Source organism: Streptomyces roseoviridis (assembly GCF_039535235.1).
GTDB classification, from domain to species: domain Bacteria; phylum Actinomycetota; class Actinomycetes; order Streptomycetales; family Streptomycetaceae; genus Streptomyces; species Streptomyces roseoviridis.
Window position 1 is genome coordinate 6,176,473 of record NZ_BAAAWU010000001.1, and the last position, 18,535, is coordinate 6,195,007.

Genomic DNA, 18,535 nt, shown 5'->3' on the forward strand with positions numbered 1-18,535 from the left:
CCCTTGCCGCACGAACTGCACGTCCTGAACCCGGCGACCGAGGAGCTCGTCGCCACCGTCCCCGCCGCCACCCCGGCCGACGTCGACGCCGCCGTCCTGCGGGCGACCGAGGCGCAGCGCGCCTGGGCCGCCGCCGCGCCGGCCGACCGCGCCCGCGTCCTGCGCCGCTTCGCCGCCACCGTCGACGCCCACATCGAGGAACTCGCCCTCCTCGAAGTCCGCGAGGCCGGCCACACCCTCGGCAACGCCCGCTGGGAAGCCGGCAACGTCCGCGACCTGCTCGACTACGCGGCCGGGGGAGCGGAACGCCTCAACGGCCGCCAGATCCCCGTCCCCGGCGGCCTCGACGTCACCCTCCTCGAACCCCTCGGCGTCATCGGCGTCATCGCCCCCTGGAACTTCCCCATGCCGATCGCCGCATGGGCCACCGCCCCCGCCCTCGCCGCCGGCAACGCCGTCCTCCTCAAGCCCGCCGAGACCACCCCGCTCACCGCGCTCCGCCTCGCCGAACTCGCCCTGGAGTCCGGCCTGCCCGAGCACCTCTTCCAGGTCCTCCCCGGCGAGGGCCCGGTCGCCGGCAACGCCCTCGTCGAACACCCCGGCATCGCCAAGATCGTCTTCACCGGCTCCACCCGGGTCGGCAAGCAGATCATGGCGAAGGCCGCCGACCAGGTGAAGCGCGTCACCCTCGAACTCGGCGGCAAGAGCCCCAACATCGTCTTCGCCGACGCCGACCTCGCGGCCGCGGCCGCCGCCGCCCCCATGGCCTTCCTCGACAACAGCGGCCAGGACTGCTGCGCCCGCACCCGGATCCTCGTCCAGCGCGAGGTCTACGACCGCTTCCTGGCACTCCTCACCCCCGCCGTCGAGGAGATCGTCGTCGGCGACCCGCTCGACGAGCGCACCCAGATGGGCCCCCTCATCTCCCGCGCCCAGCTCGACCGCGTCCGCTCCTACGTCACCGGCGCCACCGAGAACGCCCCCGGCGCCGAAGCCGTCCGCGGCAAGGCCCCCGAAGGCCCCGGCTTCTGGTTCCCGCCCACCCTCCTCACCGGCCTCCCCGAGGACGCCCCCTGCGCCGTCGAGGAGGTCTTCGGCCCCGTCGCCGTCGTCCTGCCCTTCGAGGACGAGGCCGACGCGATCCGGCTCGCCAACGCCACCCCGTACGGCCTGTCCGGCTCCATCTGGACCCGGGACGTCGGCCGCGCCCTGCGCGCCTCCCGCGCCGTCCGGGCCGGCAACCTCTCCGTCAACTCCCACTCCAGCGTCCGCTACTGGACCCCCTTCGGCGGCTTCGGCCAGTCCGGCCTCGGCCGGGAACTGGGCCCCGACGCCCTGACCGCCTTCACCGAAACCAAGAACGTCTTCATCAGCACGGAGGCCTGAGCACCATGACCGACACCGAGAGCACCGAAGAGACCATCTGCCGCCGGCTCGTCGGCCGCACCGCCGTCATCACCGGCGCCGGCAGCGGCATCGGCCTCGCCGCCGCCCGCCGCCTCGCCTCCGAGGGCGCGCACGTCGTCTGCGGCGACATCGACGAGCAGGCCGGCAAGGCCGCCGCCGAAGAGGTCGGCGGCACCTTCGTCAAGGTCGACGTCACCGACCCCGAGGAGGTGGAGAACCTCTTCAAGGTCGCCTTCGACACCTACGGCTCCGTCGACATCGCCTTCAACAACGCCGGCATCTCGCCCCCCGACGACGACTCCATCCTGGAGACCGGACTGGAGGCGTGGAAGCGCGTCCAGGACGTCAACCTGACCTCCGTCTACCTGTGCTGCAAGGCCGCCCTGCCGTACATGCGCCGCCAGGGCCGGGGCTCCATCATCAACACCGCCTCCTTCGTCGCGATCATGGGCGCCGCCACCAGCCAGATCTCGTACACCGCCTCCAAGGGCGGCGTGCTCGCCATGTCCCGCGAACTCGGCGTCCAGTTCGCCCGCGAGGGCATCCGCGTCAACGCCCTCTGCCCCGGCCCCGTCAACACCCCCCTGCTCCAGGAGCTCTTCGCCAAGGACCCCGAGCGCGCCGCGCGCCGCCTGGTGCACATTCCGGTCGGCCGGTTCGCCGAGGCCGAGGAGATCGCCGCCGCGGTCGCCTTCCTCGCCAGCGACGACTCCTCGTTCGTCAACGCCACCGACTTCCTCGTCGACGGCGGCATCTCCGGCGCGTACGTGACCCCCCTCTAGACCTCCCCACCGCCGCCACCCCTCCCCACCCCCACACCCCCACCCCGCGCAGCCGGGCGTCGCAAGGCGCCCGGCTGCCGTGCGTACTGACAGGAGAACGCCCGTGCACCAGACCCTCAGGGCCGGGGCCGCCGCCCTCGCCCTCGCCGCGACCGCACTCCTGCCCACCACCGGTGCCCAGGCCGCGCCCGACCGGCCCGCCGACTGCCCCGCCCTCACCACCGCCGACGGCTGGCACGGCGACAACAAGGCCCGCCTCGAACGCCTCATCGCCGACCACTGCCGAAAGAAGACCCCCCGGGGCGACAAACCCCTCGCCATCTTCGACTGGGACAACACCGTCATCAAGAACGACGTCGGCGACGCCACCTTCTTCTGGCTCCTGCGCCACGACCGCGTCCGGCCGCCGAGGAACGGCGACTGGACCACCACCAGCCGCCACCTCACCCCCGATGCCGCCACCGCGCTGCGAAACGCCTGCCCCACCGGCACCCGCACGCTGCCCACCGCCACCGACACGCGCTGCGCCGACGAACTCCTCGCCGTGTACGCGACCGGCGCCACCACCGCCGGCGCGACCGCCTTCGCCGGCCACGACCACCGCCGCATGGACCCCCAGTACGCCTGGCTCGCCCAGCTCCTGCACGGCTGGACCCCCGGCCAGGTCCGGTCCTTCGCCACCGCCGCCCGCGCGGAGAACCTCGCCGCCCCGCAGGGCGCCACCCAGCGGGTCGGCAGCTCCCGGGTCACCGGCTGGATCCGCCACTACGACCAGCAGCGCGACCTGCTCCGCGCCCTCGAGGACGCCGGATTCGCCGTGTGGATCGTCTCCGCCTCACCCGAGCCCGTCGTCGACGTCTGGGCGGAGGGCATCGGCATCCCCGCCTCCCGCGCCATCGGCATCCGCAACACCACCGAGCACGGCCGCCTCACCTCCCACCTCCGGGGCTGCGGCACGGTGGCGGACGGAGAGGACCGGATGATCACCTACATCGACGGCAAACGCTGCTGGATCAACCAGGAGATCCTCGGCGTCCACGGCCCCGCCGCCGAACGCGTCCAGCCCGCGCACCGCCGCCAGGTCCTCGCCGCCGGCGACTCCGACACCGACGTCTCCTTCCTGCGCGACGCCACCGGCCTGCGGCTCGTCGTCAACCGCAACAAGAACGAGCTCATGTGCCGGGCCTACGACGACGCCGACGGCCGCTGGATCGTCAACCCCATGTTCATCGAGCCGAAGCAGCGCAAGCCGGACCCGTACCCCTGCGCCACCACCGGCTACACCGCCGCCGACGGCACCCCCGCGCCCGTCCGGCGCGCCGACGGCAGCGTCGTACCGGACCAGAGGGACACGGTGTACGGAGCCCCCTGAGCCCCGGAGGAGCGCCGCGCCCCCCGAGGAGCCCCCTCCCCGAGCCCTACAGGAACGTCCGGCCCTCGCCCCGGTACGTCGGGACGGCGGCCGTGACCCGGTCGCCCTCCACCAGGTGCAGCGTGTCGAAGCGCTCGCACAGCTCCCCGGCCTTCGCGTGCCGGAACCACACCTTGTCGCCGATGCGCAGGTCGTCCGCGGGAGAGCCGAGCAGGGGCGTCTGGACCTCGCCCGGACCCTCCTGCGGGTCGTAGCGCAGACCCTCCGGCAGATACGGCACCGGGAGCCGGTCCCGGCCGGCGACGCCCGAGGCGGGGTAGCCGCCGCCAAGGACCGTCACCACCCCCACGCCCGGGCGGCGCACCACCGGCTGCGCGAACAGCGCCGCCGGGCGGCCCGTGAAGGACGTGTAGTTGTCGAACAGCCGCGGCACGAACAGCCCCGACCCCGCCGCGATCTCCGTCACCGCGTCCTCGGCCGCCGTGTGCTGCACGCTGCCGGTCCCGCCGCCGTTGACGAACTCCAGGTCCGGCGCCACCGCCCGCACCGCACGGACCACCGCCGCCCGGCGCGCCGCCAGCTCCCTGCGGGCCGCCGCCTGCATCAGGCGGACCGCCCGCGAGCGCAGCGGCCGGCCCGCGACCGCGTCCCCGACACCCGCCACGTGCCCCTCGTACGCCATCAGCCCCACCAGCCGGAAACCGGGCCGGCGCGCGACCGACCGGGCCAGCTCCGCCAGCTGCGCGGGCTCCCGCAGCGGCGAGCGCCGGGCCCCGATCCGCACCCGTCCGCCCAGCAGGTGCAGCGAGGTGTCCAGCTCCAGACAGACCCGGACCTCCTCCGCACCGCCCGCCCGCGACGCCTCGATCAGATCGAGCTGCGCCACGTCGTCGACCATCACGGTCACCGCCGCGGCCAGCTTCGCGTCCCCGGCGAGCTCCGCGAAGGCCGCCCGGTCGGCGGACGGGTAGGCCAGCAGCACGTCCTCGAACCCGGCCCTGGCCAGCCACAGCGACTCGGCCAGCGTGAACGACATCACACCCGCGAACCCGTCCCGGGCCAGCACGCGTTCCAGCAGCGCCCGGCACCGCACCGACTTGCTCGCGACCCGGACCGGCTTGCCACCGGCCCTGCGCACCAGATCCTCGGCGTTGGCGTCGAAGGCCTCCAGATCGACGACGGCGACGGGCGCGTCGAGTTGGGCGGTGGCCCGGTCGTACCGGGCGCGGTCGGCGGCACGGGGAGTCATGGCCCGAGCTTGCCAGACAGGTTTACGCGTGGGTAGCCCCTTGATCGGCCCGGCCCCTGGGTTCCCGCCCCACCGGGAACAGCCCGTAGAGTGGCGGCCATTGCTTTCGCAGATCGACCAGGGGGACGGGGATGAGCACCGAGCCGCAACACCCCACGTCCCGCATCACCGAGGCCCTGCTGCCGTCCGACCCCAGACCCCCGTCGGCCTCCGGCCCCCGCCGGACCCGGCCGGCCCCGACGGATTCCCCGTCGGCCACGCCTCCCGGTCCGCGCCAGGCACAGCCCGCTCCTTCGGCGCCGGCGACTCCCGCCCCGCGCCCCGGATCCCCGGTCCCGCCCGGCCGCACCGCCCCCCGCGTCCCCGCCCCCGAGCCGGTCGCACCCGCGCCCCGGGCGGAGCACCGCGCCTCCCGCATCACGGAGGCCCTCCTGCCCCAGGAGCGCCCCGCGCCGACGGCGTCCGCCGCCCCAGCCCCCTCCGCGCCGACGGCCCCCGCGCGCCCCGCGCCCGCCGCCCCCGCGTCGCCGCCCGCCGCGCCGGCGACTCCCGCCGCCCCCGTGGCCCCCACGCGCCGCGCGCCCGCCGCACCTACGGCCCCCGTGCCGGCGACTCCCGCCGCCCCCGTGCCGGCGACTCCCGCCGCCCCCGTGGCCCCCGCGCGCCCCGCGCCCGCCGCACCTACGGCCCCCGTGCCGGCGACTCCCGCCGCCCCGCCCTCCCGTCCCGCGCAGCCGCTGCCGCCCGAGCAGCCGCCCAGGGGCGCCGTGGGGCACGTCCAGACGGCCGCCGAGACCACCACCCGGCTCCGGCCCGTACGGGACGGCGGTCCCCTGTCCCGGCCCGTGCCGCCCCCGGCCGCCGGGCCCGCACACGGGTACCCCTACGACGCGTGGGCGCTCGGCGCCGAGACGCCCGCCGAGACGACCACCCGGCTGCGCCCCGTACGCGACCGCAAGCCCGCCCGGGTCGTGGCCGCCGCGGTGTGCGGGGTGCTCGCCCTGGGGCTCGTCGGTTTCGCCGTGACCGGGGCGGTCCTCGCCGGCAGCGGGGCCGGGGAGCCGGACGAACCGGCCGGCTACACCCCGGCCCGCGCGCTCTGGCACAACGCACCCGTCGACACCCTCTTCCCGCGCACCCTCCCCGGCCCGGCCGCCGGGCCCGGCGGCTCCGCCCGTACGTGGACGCGGATCGTCGTCGCGCCCGACGCGCCCTGCACCGCGGCCACCCTGCCCAAGGGCCTCCACACCGCCCTGAAGAGCATCGGCTGCGAGCGCGTCCTGCGGGCCACCTACACCGACGCCACCTCCTCCCACGTCACCACCGTCGCCCTGGTCTTCACCCACGCCGACCCCGACACCATGGGCACCCTCGGCTCCCGCGCCGCCGACGAACCCCCGCCCGCCCTCTCCGGCCCCGGCACCGTCGCCGCCGGCTTCGGCGACCGGCAGCGGGCCAGCTGGTGGCGGCACGTCCTGCCCGACCTGCCCGTCGTCGTCACCGCCGTCTCCGGCTTCGCCGACGGCCGCGCCGTCGCCGAGCCCGAACCCGCCGACCGCGCCATGACCCCCAGGCGGACCACCCCCGTCGCCCAGGCCGGCCTCGGCCACGAGGCCAAGGGCGTCGGCGGCGCCGTCGAACGCGCCCTGCGCAAGACCGTCGCCGCCACCCTGAAGGAGGACCAGGAGTGACGCCCCGCCGCCCGCGGCGCCGCGCCGCGGCCGCCGCGCTGCTCGCCGCCGCCTTCACCGTCCTGCCCGCGACCACCGCGCCCGCGTACGCCGACACCATCCGCGCCCGCCAGTGGGGCCTCGACGCCCTGCACACCAGCCGGGCCTGGCAGACGACCCGCGGCGAGGGCATCACGGTCGCCGTCCTCGACACCGGCGTCGACGCCACCCACCCCGACCTCGCCGGCTCCGTGCTGCCCGGGACCGACCTCGTCGGCTTCGGTGCCGGCCGCGGCGACCGCGCCTGGGCCCGCCACGGCACCGCGATGGCCGGCATCATCGCCGGACACGGCCACGGACCCGGCGGCCAGGACGGCGTCCTCGGCGTCGCCCCGAAGGTGCGGATCCTGCCCGTGCGGGTCATCCTCGAAGGCACCGACAAGGCCCGCGACAAGGCCCGCAAGACCCGCGGCACCGCCCTCGCCGAGGGCATCCGGTGGGCCACCGACCACGGCGCCGACGTCATCAACCTCTCCCTCGGCGACGACTCCGAGTCCGCCCACCCCGACGCCGGCGAGGACGCCGCCGTGCAGTACGCCCTGGCCAAGGGCGTCTCCGTCGTCGCCTCCGCCGGCAACGGCGGCGAGAAGGGCGACCACATCTCCTTCCCGGCCGCCTACCCCGGTGTCATCGCCGTCACGGCCGTCGACCGCTGGGGCACCCGCGCGTCCTTCTCCACCAGCCGCTGGTACGCCACGGTCAGCGCCCCCGGCGTCGACATCGTCATCGCCGACCCGGACCGCCGCTACTACGAGGGCTGGGGCACGAGCGCCGCCGCCGCGTTCGTCTCCGGCGCCGTCGCCCTGGTCCGCGCCGCCCACCCCGACCTGACGCCGGCCCAGATCAAACGGCTCCTCATCGACACCGCCCGCAGCCGCCCCCAGGGCGGCCGCAGCGACGAGAAGGGGTACGGGACGGTCGACCCGGCCGCCGCCATCGAGGAGGGCGCCCGCCTGAAGGGCACCGACCTCAAGACCGTCGCCGCCGGCCACACCGCCCGCTACTTCGGCCCCGGCCCCCGGCCCGCCCCCGAGGAGACCCACCCCATCGGCCTGCTCGCCCCCCTCGCGGGCGGCGTCGGCGTCCTCTTCCTCGCCGCCGCCGTCGCTCTGTGGCGCGGCGGCCACCCGCGCTGACCCAGGTCCGAGGACCCCAGGCCCGGCGGTTAGGCTCGGTGCGTGGCGCTCAAGAACATCCCCGACCCCGGTTTCTCCGACGACGACGGCACCGCCGACCCGCGGCTCGCGGCGGCGCTCGCCGCGTGGGCCGAGGACCGCACCGCGCACGGGCCCGTGCTCGAAGCCCTCCGGGAGGCCCGGCTGCTCGTGCCCGTCGTCGCGGTCCTCGGCGAGGTCGAGGTCGATCCCGTCACGGGCCTGCGCCAGGAGAAGACCAGCGACATGGCCGTGCCCACGCTGACCGCCGGGGACCGGCGCGCGCTGCCCGCCTTCACCTCGATCGCGTCGCTCGCCCTGTGGGACCCCGCCGCCCGGCCCGTCGCCGTCCCGCTGCGGCAGGCGCTCGCCGCCCTCGTCCACGAGAAGGCCGACACCCTCGTCCTCGACCTGGCCGGCCCGGTGCCGTACCAGATCACCGGTTCCGCGCTGCTCGCGCTCGCCGAGGGCCGCAGCAGTGCGGACCCCCTGGACGACCCGGCGGTACGGGACGCGGTGCGCGGCGCGGTCGCCGCCGAGCCGGCCGTCCTGCGCGCCCACCTGGGCCCCGGCGCCGCCGACGGCACCCTCGCCCTGGTGCTCGCCGAGGACGCCGCTCCCGCCGAGGCCGCCCAGCGGGTGGCCCGGCGGCTCGCGGCCGACGAAACACTGAGGGCCCGCCTGGTGCGCGGCCTCGACCTGGCACTGCTGCCGGCCTCGGCCACGCCTCCCGGCGAGCCCTTCTACGTCAAGAACTAGTGGTACGGGGGGCGGTCCTGTGGGCGCCCCCCGTACCGCGGCCGGCTAGCCGTACACCGGGCCGGTGTACTTCTCGCCCGGGCCCTGGCCCGGCTCGTCCGGGACGACGGAGGCCTCGCGGAAGGCCAGCTGCAGGGACTTCAGGCCGTCCCGCAGCGGCGCCGCGTGGAAGGAGGAGATCTCCGTCGCGCCGCCGTCGAGCAGGCCCGCCAGGGCGTGGATCAGCTTGCGGGCCTCGTCGAGGTCCTTGTGCTCGTCGCCCTCCTCGGTGAGTCCGAGCTTCACCGCGGCGGCGCTCATCAGGTTGACGGCGACCGTCACGATCACCTCGACCGCCGGGACCTCGGCGATGTCGCGGGTCATGGCGGCGAAGTCGGGAGCTTCCTGGGAAGCGGAGGAGTCCGTGGACTCGTGCTGGGGCGTCTCGCTCATGCCCCACACGATATGCGGACCTACGGTTCGCGCCGACCGGCGGGTCCTGCTAACCTTGTGTAACGACCGGCCGGACACCTATGTGCCCGGCCCACAAGTGGAGGCTCCGACTTCCCACCTTGCCGCCCTCGCGGGCGGCGGGTCACCGGTCAGGTGGTCACCATCGTTCCGTACGGACGATGGAGCCGCCCGATGTTGCGCCCCGCGGTTGACCGCGGCGGTGCTCCGGTTTTCCGTGGAGCCCCGCCTGTGTCCCGTCGGGGCATTTTTTCGTGCGCCGCTCGGTTGGTCTCGACAGTTCTACCGTGTACGTGTCCGTCCGCCAGGCGGTCGCGTGGTGCTACCGAGGAGGATCCATCAGCGCCGAGCCCCGCATCAACGAGCGGATTCGCGTTCCCGAGGTGCGTCTTGTCGGCCCCAGCGGCGAGCAGGTGGGCATCGTCCCGCTTGCCAAGGCCCTGGAGCTCGCGCAGGAGTACGACCTCGATCTGGTTGAGGTCGCGGCGAACGCCCGTCCGCCCGTGTGCAAGCTCATGGACTACGGGAAGTTCAAGTACGAGTCGGCCATGAAGGCCCGTGAGGCGCGCAAGAACCAGGCGCACACGGTCATCAAGGAGATGAAGCTCCGGCCGAAGATCGACCCGCACGACTATGACACCAAGAAGGGTCACGTCGTCCGGTTCCTCAAGCAGGGTGACAAGGTCAAGATCACGATCATGTTCCGTGGTCGTGAGCAGTCCCGGCCGGAGCTCGGCTACCGACTGCTGCAGCGCCTCGCGGAGGACGTTCAGGAGCTTGGCTTCATCGAGTCCAACCCGAAGCAGGACGGCCGGAACATGATCATGGTTCTCGGTCCGCACAAGAAGAAGACCGAGGCCATGGCCGAGGCCCGCGAGGCCCAGGCCGCGCGCAAGGCCGAGCGCCAGGGCGGTTCGTCCGAGGCGCCCGCCGAACAGGCCCCGGCCGAGCAGGCTCCGGCCGACGCGTCGGCCGAGAACCCCGAGGCGTGATCCCGCGGGGCTGCCCCAGGGCAGCCCCAGGGTTCCGCCCCGGAACACCACACAAGATCTGACGCTCCCAGTCGTCCGGTGCCCGCACCGGGGGAGCGCCACTGACGAGGAGATAACGGCGCTATGCCGAAGAACAAGACGCACTCCGGTGCCAAGAAGCGCTTCAAGGTCACCGGCTCCGGCAAGATCCTGCGCGAGCGCGCCGGCAAGCGCCACCTGCTCGAGCACAAGTCGTCCAAGCTCACGCGTCGCCTCACCGGCAACGCCGAGATGGCCCCGGGTGACTCCGCCAAGATCAAGAAGATGCTGGGCATCTGACCTGATCTCCCGCCCTCGGCGACGAGGGCATCCGGCACAGACCGGGACCCATCCGATTTCCGGGTCGTGTGAGGACCACCACGACCCCGCTACAAGGAGTTAAGAAGTGGCACGCGTCAAGCGGGCAGTCAACGCCCACAAGAAGCGCCGGGCGATCCTCGAGCAGGCCTCCGGCTACCGCGGTCAGCGTTCGCGCCTGTACCGCAAGGCCAAGGAGCAGGTCACCCACTCGCTGGTCTACAACTACAACGACCGCAAGAAGCGCAAGGGCGACTTCCGTCAGCTGTGGATCCAGCGCATCAACGCCGCTGCCCGCCTGAACGGCATGACGTACAACCGCCTCATCCAGGGTCTGAAGGCCGCCAACATCGAGGTGGACCGCAAGATCCTCGCCGAGCTGGCCGTCAACGACGCGGGTGCGTTCGCCGCGCTGGTCGAGGTCGCGCAGAAGGCCCTCCCGGCCGACGTCAACGCCCCGAAGGCCGCCGCCTGATCTTCCAGGCCGCAGCACTTCTGCCCGGACCCGCAGGCCCCGCGCCTGCGGGTCCGGCGCGTTGACCGCCGTTTCCGCTTCCGCTTCCGCCGCCGTTTCACCGCCGTACCCCCGTCGGGCCGAGCAGAGTCAGAGAGCCGCAGGCACATGTCCACCCCCGAGCTGATCTCCCCGCGTTCGCCGCGCGTCGTCGCCGCCCGACGGCTCGCCAAGCGCAACTTCCGGGGCAAGGACCGCCTCTTCATCGCCGAGGGCCCGCAGGCCGTCCGCGAGGCCGTCGAGCACCGCGGAAGCACCGGTGAGCCGACCCTCGTCGAGCTGTTCACCACCGTCGAGGCCGCCGAGCGGTACGCCGGGATCGTCGACGCCGCCCGCGCCTCCGGGGCCCGCGTCCACCTCGCCTCCGACGCCGTCCTCGCCGAGGTCTCCCAGACCGTCACCCCGCAGGGACTCGTCGGCGTCTGCCGCTTCCTGGACTCGCCCTTCGAGGACGTCCTCGCCGCCCGGCCCAAGCTGGTCGCCGTCCTCGCCCACGTCCGCGACCCCGGGAACGCCGGCACCGTGCTCCGCTGCGCCGACGCGGCCGGTGCCGACGCCGTGATCCTCACCGACGCCTCCGTGGACCTGTACAACCCCAAGTCGGTACGCGCCTCCGTCGGCTCCCTCTTCCACCTCCCGGTGGCCGTCGGCGTCCCGGTCGAGCAGGCCGTCGCCGGGCTCAAGAGCGTCGGCGTACGGATCCTCGCCGCGGACGGCGCGGGCGAGGACGACCTCGACGACGAGCTGGACGCCGGCACCATGGGCGGACCCACCGCCTGGGTCTTCGGCAACGAGGCGTGGGGGCTGCCCGAGGAGACCCGCGCCCTCGCCGACGCCGTCGTCCGCGTCCCCATCCACGGCAAGGCCGAGAGCCTCAACCTCGCGACCGCGGCCGCCGTCTGCCTGTACGCCTCCGCGCGCGCCCAGCGCCCCCGCACCACCTCCTGAGGGGCTCCCTCGGGCCCCACCGGGGCCCCTCGCCTAGTAGGGTGACGGACTGGGGCCCACTGCGGTACACGGAGGGGTGGGATGACGGGAACGACGGCCGGAACGGGCAGTCCCGCACAGGCACGACGCGCCCCGGCGCACGCACCGGAGCCGCCTCCCGCGCCGCCCCGCGCCCCTGAGACCGTCCCGCCGACGCCGACGCCGACGCCGACGCCGACGCCGACGCCGCCGGCCCGGACCGGGGCCCCCTCCGAGGACCGGGGCACCGCCCCTGCCGAAGGCGCGGCCGCCGTCGCCTCCCGGACCCCGGGCGCTGCCGCCGCCGAAGGCGCCGCCGCGGTCCCCTCCGACGGCCCGGCCGCAGCACCCTCCACGGGCCTCGGCATCGACCCCGACGACCTGCCCGACGGGCTCGTCGTCGCCGACGAGCACGGCCTGGTCGTCTGCTTCAACGCCGCCGCCAGCCGCATCACCGCCGTACCCCGCGACGCGGCACTCGGCCGGCCCCTCGACCAGGCGCTGCCGCTCGAAGACCTCAAGGGGCACCGCTGGTGGGCGCTCACCGACCCGTACGGCGGGCTCGCCACCCGGCGCGGCCAGCCCGAGCGGAACCTGCTGCTGCCCGGCGGGCGCGAGGTCCTCGTCTCCGTCCGCTACGTCCGCGCCCACCCCACCGGCCCCGTCCGGCGGGTCGTCGTCTCCCTGCGCGGCACCGAGGCCCGCCGCCGCACCGAACGCAGCCACGCCGAGCTCATCGCCACCGTCGCGCACGAGCTCCGCTCGCCGCTCACCTCCGTCAAGGGCTTCACGGCCACCCTGCTCGACAAGTGGGAGCGGTTCACCGACGACCAGAAGCGGCTGATGCTGGAGACCGTCGACGCCGACGCGGGGCGCATCAAGCGGCTCATCGCCGAGCTCCTCGACATCTCCCGGATCGACTCCGGCCGTCTGGAGGTCCGCCGCCAGCCCGTCGACATCGCCGCCGCCGTCGGCCGCCACGTGCACGCCCACACCACCGGCGGCCAGTCCCCGGACCGCTTCTTCGTGCGCGTCCACCCCGACCTGCCGGACCTGTGGGCCGATCCCGACAAGATCGACCAGATCCTCGGCAACCTGCTCGAAAATGCGGTGCGCCACGGCGAGGGAACCGTCACCATCGAGGTGGCACCCACCACGGCCACCACCGACGGAGAGAAGGGGACGGAGGTCACCGTGAGCGACGAAGGCCCCGGCATCCCCGAGGAGTCGATGGGCCGCGTGTTCACCCGCTTCTGGCGGGGCAGCAAGCGCGGCGGCACCGGACTCGGCCTCTACATCGTCAAGGGCGTCGTCGAGGCCCACGGCGGCACGATCACCGTCGGACGCGGCCCCCGTGGCGGCGCCGAGTTCCGATTTATCCTGCCCGTCGGCACCCCGGCCCACCTCCTCTGAGCCTTCGCCGAGACCCCGCCGCGTCCCCGCGGACGTCTCACCAGGCGAGAACATACGAGCTCAGGAGCCGCCCGGGCCGCCCACGGGCTCAATCGCGTCCCCTCACCCCGTTAGACTCGTCCTTTGGCACGTTTGCGCCCTTGACGTCGAGCGGGGCCGCCCAGCCAGCCAACGGAAGCACGGGAAGAGATGTCGGCACCCAATAAGTCGTACGACCCGGTCGAGGTCGAGGCCTTGAAACCGGAAGAGATCGAGCGCATGCGGGACGAGGCGCTCGCCGCCTTCGCCGCCGCAGGCGACCTCGACGCGCTCGCCCACGCGAAGACCGCGCACACCGGCGGCACCTCGCCGCTGGCGCTCGCCAACCGCGAGATCGGCGCCCTGCCCCCGCAGGCCAAGGCCGCGGCCGGCAAGCTCGTGGGCCAGGCCCGCGGCGTCGTCTCCAAGGCACTGGCCGCCCGTCAGGCCGAACTGGAGGCCGAGCGCGACGCCCGTGTCCTCGTCGAGGAGGCCGTCGACGTCACCCTGCCGTACGACCGCGTCCCGGCCGGTGCCCGCCACCCGCTGACCACCCTCATGGAGCGCGTCTCCGACGTCTTCGTCTCCATGGGCTACGAGGTCGCCGAGGGCCCCGAGGTCGAGGCCGAGTGGTTCAACTTCGACGCCCTCAACTTCGTACCGGACCACCCGGCACGGCAGATGCAGGACACCTTCTTCGTCCAGGGCCCCGAGGGCACCAGCGGCGACGAGTCCGGCGTCGTGCTCCGCACCCACACCTCGCCGGTGCAGGCCCGCACCCTCATCGACCGGGAGCCCCCGGTCTACGTGGTGTGCCCCGGCCGCGTCTACCGCACCGACGAGCTCGACGCCACGCACACCCCGGTCTTCCACCAGATCGAGCTGCTGGCCGTCGACGAGGGCCTCACCATGGCCGACCTCAAGGGCACCCTGGACCACATGGTCCAGGCGCTCTTCGGTCCGGACATGAAGACCCGGCTGCGCCCGAACTTCTTCCCCTTCACCGAGCCGTCCGCCGAGATGGACATGCTCTGCTACGTCTGCCGCGGCGAGTCCGTCGGCAACCCGGAGCGTCCCTGCCGCACCTGCGGCAGCGAGGGCTGGATCGAGCTCGGCGGCTGCGGCATGGTCAACCCGAAGGTGCTCGTCGCCTGCGGTGTGGACCCCGAGAAGTACAGCGGATTCGCCTTCGGGTTCGGCATCGAGCGGATGCTGATGTTCCGCCACAACGTGGAAGACATGCGAGACATGGTCGAGGGTGACGTCCGGTTCACCCGGCCGTTCGGGATGGAGATCTGATGCGGGTCCCGCTTTCCTGGCTGCGGGAGTACGTCGACCTGCCGGCGACGGAGACCGGCCGTGACGTACAGGCCAAGCTCGTCTCGGCGGGGCTCGAGGTCGAGACCGTCGAGCAGCTCGGCGCGGGCCTCACCGGCCCGCTGGTGGTCGGCAAGGTCCTCACCATCGAGGAGCTGACCGAGTTCAAGAAGCCGATCCGCTTCTGCACCGTCGACGTCGGACAGGCCAACGGCACCGGCGAGCCGCAGGAGATCATCTGCGGCGCCCGGAACTTCGCCGAGGGCGACAAGGTCGTCGTGGCCCTGCCCGGCGCCGTGCTGCCCGGCGACTTCCGGATCGCCGAGCGCAAGACGTACGGCCGGGTCTCCCGCGGCATGATCTGCTCGGGCGACGAGCTCGGCATGGGCGACGACGGCTCGCACGGCATCATCGTGCTGCCGCCGGAGCACGAGGTCGGCACCGACGCCACGGTCCTCCTGGAGCTGTACGACGAGGTCCTCGACATCGCCGTCACCCCGGACCGCGGCTACTGCCTGTCCATGCGCGGCGTCGCCCGCGAGACCGCCATCGCCTACGGCCTGCCGCTGCGCGACCCGGCGCTCCTCGACGTGCCCGCCCCGAACGCGTACGGCTACCCGGTCCGGGTCGCCGACCCGATCGGCTGCGACCGCTTCACCGCGCGCACCGTCGTCGGCCTCGACCCCGAGGCCCGCAGCCCGATCTGGCTCCAGCGCCGCCTGCAGAAGGCCGGCATGCGCCCGATCTCGCTCGCCGTCGACGTCACCAACTACGTGATGCTCGAGCTCGGCCAGCCGCTGCACGCCTACGACCGCACCCGGCTCGACGGCCCCATCGGGGTCCGCCGCGCCGAGGCCGGCGAGAAGATCACCACCCTCGACGGCACGGTGCGCGTCCTGGACGCCGAGGACCTGGTCATCACCGACAACCGCGGGCCCATCGGCATCGCGGGCGTCATGGGCGGCGCCAACACCGAGATCGCCGACCCGACGACCGACCCCGAGACCGGCATCGTCTCCGGCACCACCGAGGTCGTCGTCGAGGCCGCGCACTTCGACGCGATCTCGATCGCGCGCACCGCGCGCCGGCACAAGCTGTCCTCCGAGGCGTCCAAGCGCTTCGAGCGCGGCGTCGACCCGCAGGCCGCGGCCGCGGCCGCGCAGCGCACGGTCGACCTGCTCGTGCTCCTCGCGGGCGGCACCGCCGAGGCCGGCGTCACCGAGGTCATCGCCCCGTCCGCGCCGCGCACCATCGCCATGCCGGCGAACCACCCGGACAAGGTGGCCGGTGTGGACTACGGCCGCGAGACCGTCGTCCGCCGCCTCCAGGAGGTCGGCTGCGACGTCTACGGCCAGGACGAGCTCGTCGTCACCGTGCCCTCGTGGCGCCCCGACCTGAACGAGCCGAACGACCTCGCCGAGGAGGTCATCCGTCTCGAGGGCTACGAGAACCTGCCCTCCACGCTGCCCAAGCCCCCCGCGGGCCGCGGCCTCACCGAGCGCCAGCGCACCCACCGCCGGGTGGGCCGGGCCCTGGCCGGCGCCGGTTACGTCGAGGCGCTGAACTACCCCTTCATCGGCGAGCAGGTCTTCGACCAGCTCGGCCTGGACGCCGACGACGCCCGCCGCCGAGTCGTGAAGCTGGTCAACCCGCTCTCCGACGAGGAGCCCGCCCTTCGCACGACGCTGCTGCCGGGGCTGCTCGGCGCGCTGCGCCGCAACGACGGTCGCGGCAGCCACGACCTGGCGCTCTTCGAGACCGGTCTGGTCTTCCGGCCGACCGAAGGACAGCCGGGCGTCGCCGTCCGTCTGCCCGTCGACCGCCGCCCCGGCGACGAGGAGATCGCCCGCGTCAACGCCGCGCTGCCCGCGCAGCCGCGCCGCGCGGCCGTCGTCCTCGCCGGTGCCCGCGAGCAGGCCGGCTGGTGGGGCAAGGGCCGCCCGTCCGACTGGGCCGACGCGATCCAGGCGGCGCGGATCGTGGCCGCCGAGTTCGGTGCGGAGCTGGTGGTCGACGCCGACCAGCACGCCCCGTGGCACCCGGGCCGCTGCGCCTCCTTCCAGGTCGTGATCGACGGGGAGCTGACCCTCGCCGGCCACGGCGGCGAGCTCCACCCGCGCGTCGTCAAGGCCCTCGGCCTGCCGGCCCGCACCTGCGCCATGGAGCTCGACCTGGACGTCCTGGAGCGCGCGAGCGAGGGCCCCGTCAAGGCCCCGCGCATCTCCGCCTTCCCGGTCGCCACCCAGGACGTCGCCCTGGTCGTCGACCAGGACGTGCCGTCGGCGGCGGTGGAGTACTACCTGGCCGGCGGCGCGGGTGAACTCCTGGAGTCCATCCGTCTGTTCGACGTCTACACCGGCGACCAGATCGGCGAGGGCAAGAAGTCCCTGGCCTACGCCCTCCGCTTCCGCGCCCCCGACCGCACCCTGACCGTCGACGAGGCCACCGCGGCCCGCGACGCCGCGGTCGCCCTGGCCGCGGAACACACGGGCGCGGTGCTCCGCGGCGCCTGACGGCCCGTCCGCACACAAGGGGCCCCGGCCCGGGTGGATCACCCGGGCCGGGGCCCCTTGCGTCGCGCGGCGTCGGCGTCTGCTGCGTGAGCGGGGCTCCGGGTCGGAGCCGCGCCTCGCGCACTCCCGTACGAGTTCGCTCACTCCTTCGGGTGGAACCCCCGGGCGACGTCCCCCCGGGGCCTCCCGCCCCGCAAGAATCGACGCGGCCGCAGGGGCGGGCCTGTGTGCCGCAGGGTCTTCGGGCGCTGGCGGGCCTCGGGAAGGGCGCCGTGGATGTTCCGTGACAGGTCGGTGGTTGCCGAAGGCTCCCGGTTGCGGCGGATGGCGCCGCTGGTGGCTCCCGCGGTGTGGGGAGCCGGGGCCGTCGCGTGGCGGTGGTGGTGCCCGCTGGCCAGGGAGCCCGGGCTGCCCGTGCGGATCGCCACCAGCGCCGTGTTCCTGACCGTCGGGGCGGTCCTCGTCCTGGGCGTGCGGCGCGGGCTCGTCCGCGAGCTGGTGCGGGTGCGGGCCGTGGCCGAGGCCGCGCAGCAGGTGCTGCTGCGGCCGCCGCCCGCGCGGCTCGACGGGCTGGCCGTCGCCGCGGGCCAACTGTCCGCGTCGCGCGGGGCCGTGGTCGGCGGAGACCTGTACGAGGCGGCGGCCACGCCGTACGGCGTGCGGATCGTCATCGGGGACGTGCGGGGCCACGGGCTCGCCGCCCTCGGCGCCGTCGTCGCCGTCCTCGGCAGCTTCCGCGAGGCGGTCCACGACGAGCCGGAACTCGCGGGCGTCCTGCGGCGCCTGGACCGGGCGCTCGGCCGGCACCTGCGCGAGCGGGCCCGTGAGGAGCACCCGGCCAGGACCGGGCAGCCGCCCGAGCACCCGGTGGCCGAGGAGTTCGTGACCCTGCTGCTCCTGGAGACCGTCCCGACGGGGAGGTCCACGTCCTCGCCTGCGGCCACCCCGGCCCGTACCGCCTCGGCCGTCGCGTCGAAGCCGTCCCCGTCGGCGACCCGCTGCCGCCGCTCGGCGCCTTCCCGCTCCCCGCCGACCTCGCGCCGCACCGCGCCACCCGGCTGCTGCCCGGCGAGACGCTGGTCCTGCACACCGACGGTGCCGAGGAGGCCCGGGACCACCGGGGCCGCTTCTTCCCGCTGGAGACGGTCCTCGCCGCCGCGGAACGCGAGTCACCGGCCGCCCTCGTCCACCGCGTCCACACCGCACTGCTGCGCCACACCGGCGGCCGGCTCGCCGACGACGTGGCCCTGCTCGTCGTCCGCAACGACCGGGTGCGGGTGCCAGCGCAGCCCGCCGAACCCGGGCTGCGCCGCACCCGGCCCGCGCCCTCCCCGTACTAGCGGGACGGGGACGGCGGGGGACCGGCGCCGCCCGCGCTGCCACGGAGTGTCGGGCAGATCAACAGCGCGGGCGGCGCGCGGACCGGGCGGCCGCACTGTCAGAGGGGGAGCCGGCGGCCCGGCCCTCGCCTTTCGGCGAGGGAGCCAAGTCAACTCGCACCGGGGCGACTTCGGCACCGCACGCGGAAGGGAGGAAAGAGCACTTCGTTCACACCCCGTGCGA

The 18,535-nt window shown here is 74.6% G+C and carries 15 protein-coding genes and 1 pseudogene; 14 read left to right on the plus strand and 2 right to left on the minus strand.

Features of this window, described 5'->3' with window-relative positions:
* Positions 1-3: 3 nt before the first annotated feature.
* From ABD954_RS27900 to ABD954_RS27910, 3 genes are all read left to right on the plus strand, one after another.
* The gene (locus ABD954_RS27900) at positions 4-1,386 is read left to right on the plus strand and encodes an aldehyde dehydrogenase family protein (RefSeq protein WP_345490103.1); all 1,383 of its coding nucleotides are present in this window, start codon (positions 4-6) and stop codon (positions 1,384-1,386) included.
* Positions 1,387-1,391: 5 nt separating this feature from the next.
* Positions 1,392-2,189, plus strand: a complete 798-nt coding sequence (locus ABD954_RS27905) for a 3-oxoacyl-ACP reductase (RefSeq protein WP_345490105.1) — start codon at positions 1,392-1,394, stop codon at positions 2,187-2,189.
* Between the two features lie 103 nt (positions 2,190-2,292).
* On the plus strand, positions 2,293-3,561 hold the full coding sequence (locus tag ABD954_RS27910) for a haloacid dehalogenase-like hydrolase (protein ID WP_345490107.1): 1,269 nt from the start codon (positions 2,293-2,295) through the stop codon (positions 3,559-3,561).
* A 46-nt stretch (positions 3,562-3,607) separates the two neighbouring features.
* Here the strand turns inward: ABD954_RS27910 and ABD954_RS27915 are convergent, their stop codons facing one another.
* Complete coding sequence (locus ABD954_RS27915) at positions 3,608-4,810, minus strand: amino acid deaminase/aldolase (RefSeq protein ID WP_345490109.1); 1,203 nt, start codon at positions 4,808-4,810, stop codon at positions 3,608-3,610.
* 692 nt (positions 4,811-5,502) lie between these two features.
* Between ABD954_RS27915 and ABD954_RS27920 the strand changes: the two genes are divergently transcribed.
* The 3 genes from ABD954_RS27920 to ABD954_RS27930 are packed head-to-tail and all read left to right on the plus strand — an operon-like array spanning position 5,503 to position 8,453.
* Positions 5,503-6,501 (plus strand): hypothetical protein, encoded by a 999-nt coding sequence (locus ABD954_RS27920; protein ID WP_345490111.1) that lies wholly within the window; start codon positions 5,503-5,505, stop codon positions 6,499-6,501.
* On the plus strand, positions 6,498-7,676 hold the full coding sequence (gene mycP / locus ABD954_RS27925; protein ID WP_345490113.1) for a type VII secretion-associated serine protease mycosin: 1,179 nt from the start codon (positions 6,498-6,500) through the stop codon (positions 7,674-7,676). Before ABD954_RS27920 ends, mycP begins: the two co-directional genes overlap by 4 nt.
* 42 nt (positions 7,677-7,718) lie before the next feature.
* Positions 7,719-8,453, plus strand: coding sequence for an SseB family protein (locus ABD954_RS27930; protein ID WP_345490115.1), 735 nt, complete (start codon positions 7,719-7,721; stop codon positions 8,451-8,453).
* 45 nt (positions 8,454-8,498) lie between these two features.
* Here the strand turns inward: ABD954_RS27930 and ABD954_RS27935 are convergent, their stop codons facing one another.
* A complete protein-coding gene (locus ABD954_RS27935; protein ID WP_345490117.1) occupies positions 8,499-8,885 on the minus strand; it encodes a DUF1844 domain-containing protein in 387 nt (128 codons plus the stop codon).
* A 311-nt stretch (positions 8,886-9,196) separates the two neighbouring features.
* Here ABD954_RS27935 and infC point away from each other — a divergent pair, with 311 nt between their 5' ends.
* The 8 genes and pseudogenes from infC to ABD954_RS27975 all read left to right on the plus strand — a co-directional run bounded on the left by infC (position 9,197) and on the right by ABD954_RS27975 (position 18,312).
* The gene (gene infC / locus ABD954_RS27940; protein WP_345492518.1) at positions 9,197-9,895 is read left to right on the plus strand and encodes a translation initiation factor IF-3; all 699 of its coding nucleotides are present in this window, start codon (positions 9,197-9,199) and stop codon (positions 9,893-9,895) included.
* A gap of 123 nt (positions 9,896-10,018) precedes the next feature.
* Positions 10,019-10,213, plus strand: coding sequence for a 50S ribosomal protein L35 (gene rpmI, locus ABD954_RS27945; RefSeq protein ID WP_041128339.1), 195 nt, complete (start codon positions 10,019-10,021; stop codon positions 10,211-10,213).
* A gap of 106 nt (positions 10,214-10,319) precedes the next feature.
* Positions 10,320-10,706 carry a 50S ribosomal protein L20 gene (gene rplT / locus ABD954_RS27950; RefSeq protein WP_345282361.1) on the plus strand — a complete coding sequence of 129 codons (387 nt, stop codon included), beginning with the start codon at positions 10,320-10,322 and terminating at the stop codon, positions 10,704-10,706.
* 147 nt (positions 10,707-10,853) lie between these two features.
* The gene (locus tag ABD954_RS27955) at positions 10,854-11,693 is read left to right on the plus strand and encodes a TrmH family RNA methyltransferase (protein WP_345490119.1); all 840 of its coding nucleotides are present in this window, start codon (positions 10,854-10,856) and stop codon (positions 11,691-11,693) included.
* Positions 11,694-11,774: 81 nt separating this feature from the next.
* Complete coding sequence (locus tag ABD954_RS27960; protein WP_345490121.1) at positions 11,775-13,124, plus strand: sensor histidine kinase; 1,350 nt, start codon at positions 11,775-11,777, stop codon at positions 13,122-13,124.
* A gap of 189 nt (positions 13,125-13,313) precedes the next feature.
* Positions 13,314-14,441 carry a phenylalanine--tRNA ligase subunit alpha gene (gene pheS / locus ABD954_RS27965; RefSeq protein ID WP_345490123.1) on the plus strand — a complete coding sequence of 376 codons (1,128 nt, stop codon included), beginning with the start codon at positions 13,314-13,316 and terminating at the stop codon, positions 14,439-14,441.
* A complete protein-coding gene (gene pheT / locus ABD954_RS27970) occupies positions 14,441-16,972 on the plus strand; it encodes a phenylalanine--tRNA ligase subunit beta (RefSeq protein ID WP_345490125.1) in 2,532 nt (843 codons plus the stop codon). The genes pheS and pheT overlap by 1 nt, the downstream gene beginning before the upstream one ends.
* A 276-nt stretch (positions 16,973-17,248) precedes the next feature.
* Positions 17,249-18,312: pseudogene (locus tag ABD954_RS27975) on the plus strand (PP2C family protein-serine/threonine phosphatase).
* Positions 18,313-18,535: the final 223 nt, after the last annotated feature.

Bases quoted from the DNA above. Each gene is read 5' to 3' on its own strand.
- ABD954_RS27960 (WP_345490121.1), top strand. From the start codon at position 11,775: ATGACGGGAACGACGGCCGGAACGGGCAGTCCCGCACAGGCACGACGC.
- ABD954_RS27955 (WP_345490119.1), top strand. From the start codon at position 10,854: ATGTCCACCCCCGAGCTGATCTCCCCGCGTTCGCCGCGCGTCGTCGCC.
- ABD954_RS27935 (WP_345490117.1), bottom strand. From the start codon at position 8,885: ATGAGCGAGACGCCCCAGCACGAGTCCACGGACTCCTCCGCTTCCCAG.
- pheS (WP_345490123.1), top strand. From the start codon at position 13,314: ATGTCGGCACCCAATAAGTCGTACGACCCGGTCGAGGTCGAGGCCTTG.
- ABD954_RS27915 (WP_345490109.1), bottom strand. From the start codon at position 4,810: ATGACTCCCCGTGCCGCCGACCGCGCCCGGTACGACCGGGCCACCGCC.
- pheT (WP_345490125.1), top strand. From the start codon at position 14,441: ATGCGGGTCCCGCTTTCCTGGCTGCGGGAGTACGTCGACCTGCCGGCG.
- rpmI (WP_041128339.1), top strand. From the start codon at position 10,019: ATGCCGAAGAACAAGACGCACTCCGGTGCCAAGAAGCGCTTCAAGGTC.
- ABD954_RS27905 (WP_345490105.1), top strand. From the start codon at position 1,392: ATGACCGACACCGAGAGCACCGAAGAGACCATCTGCCGCCGGCTCGTC.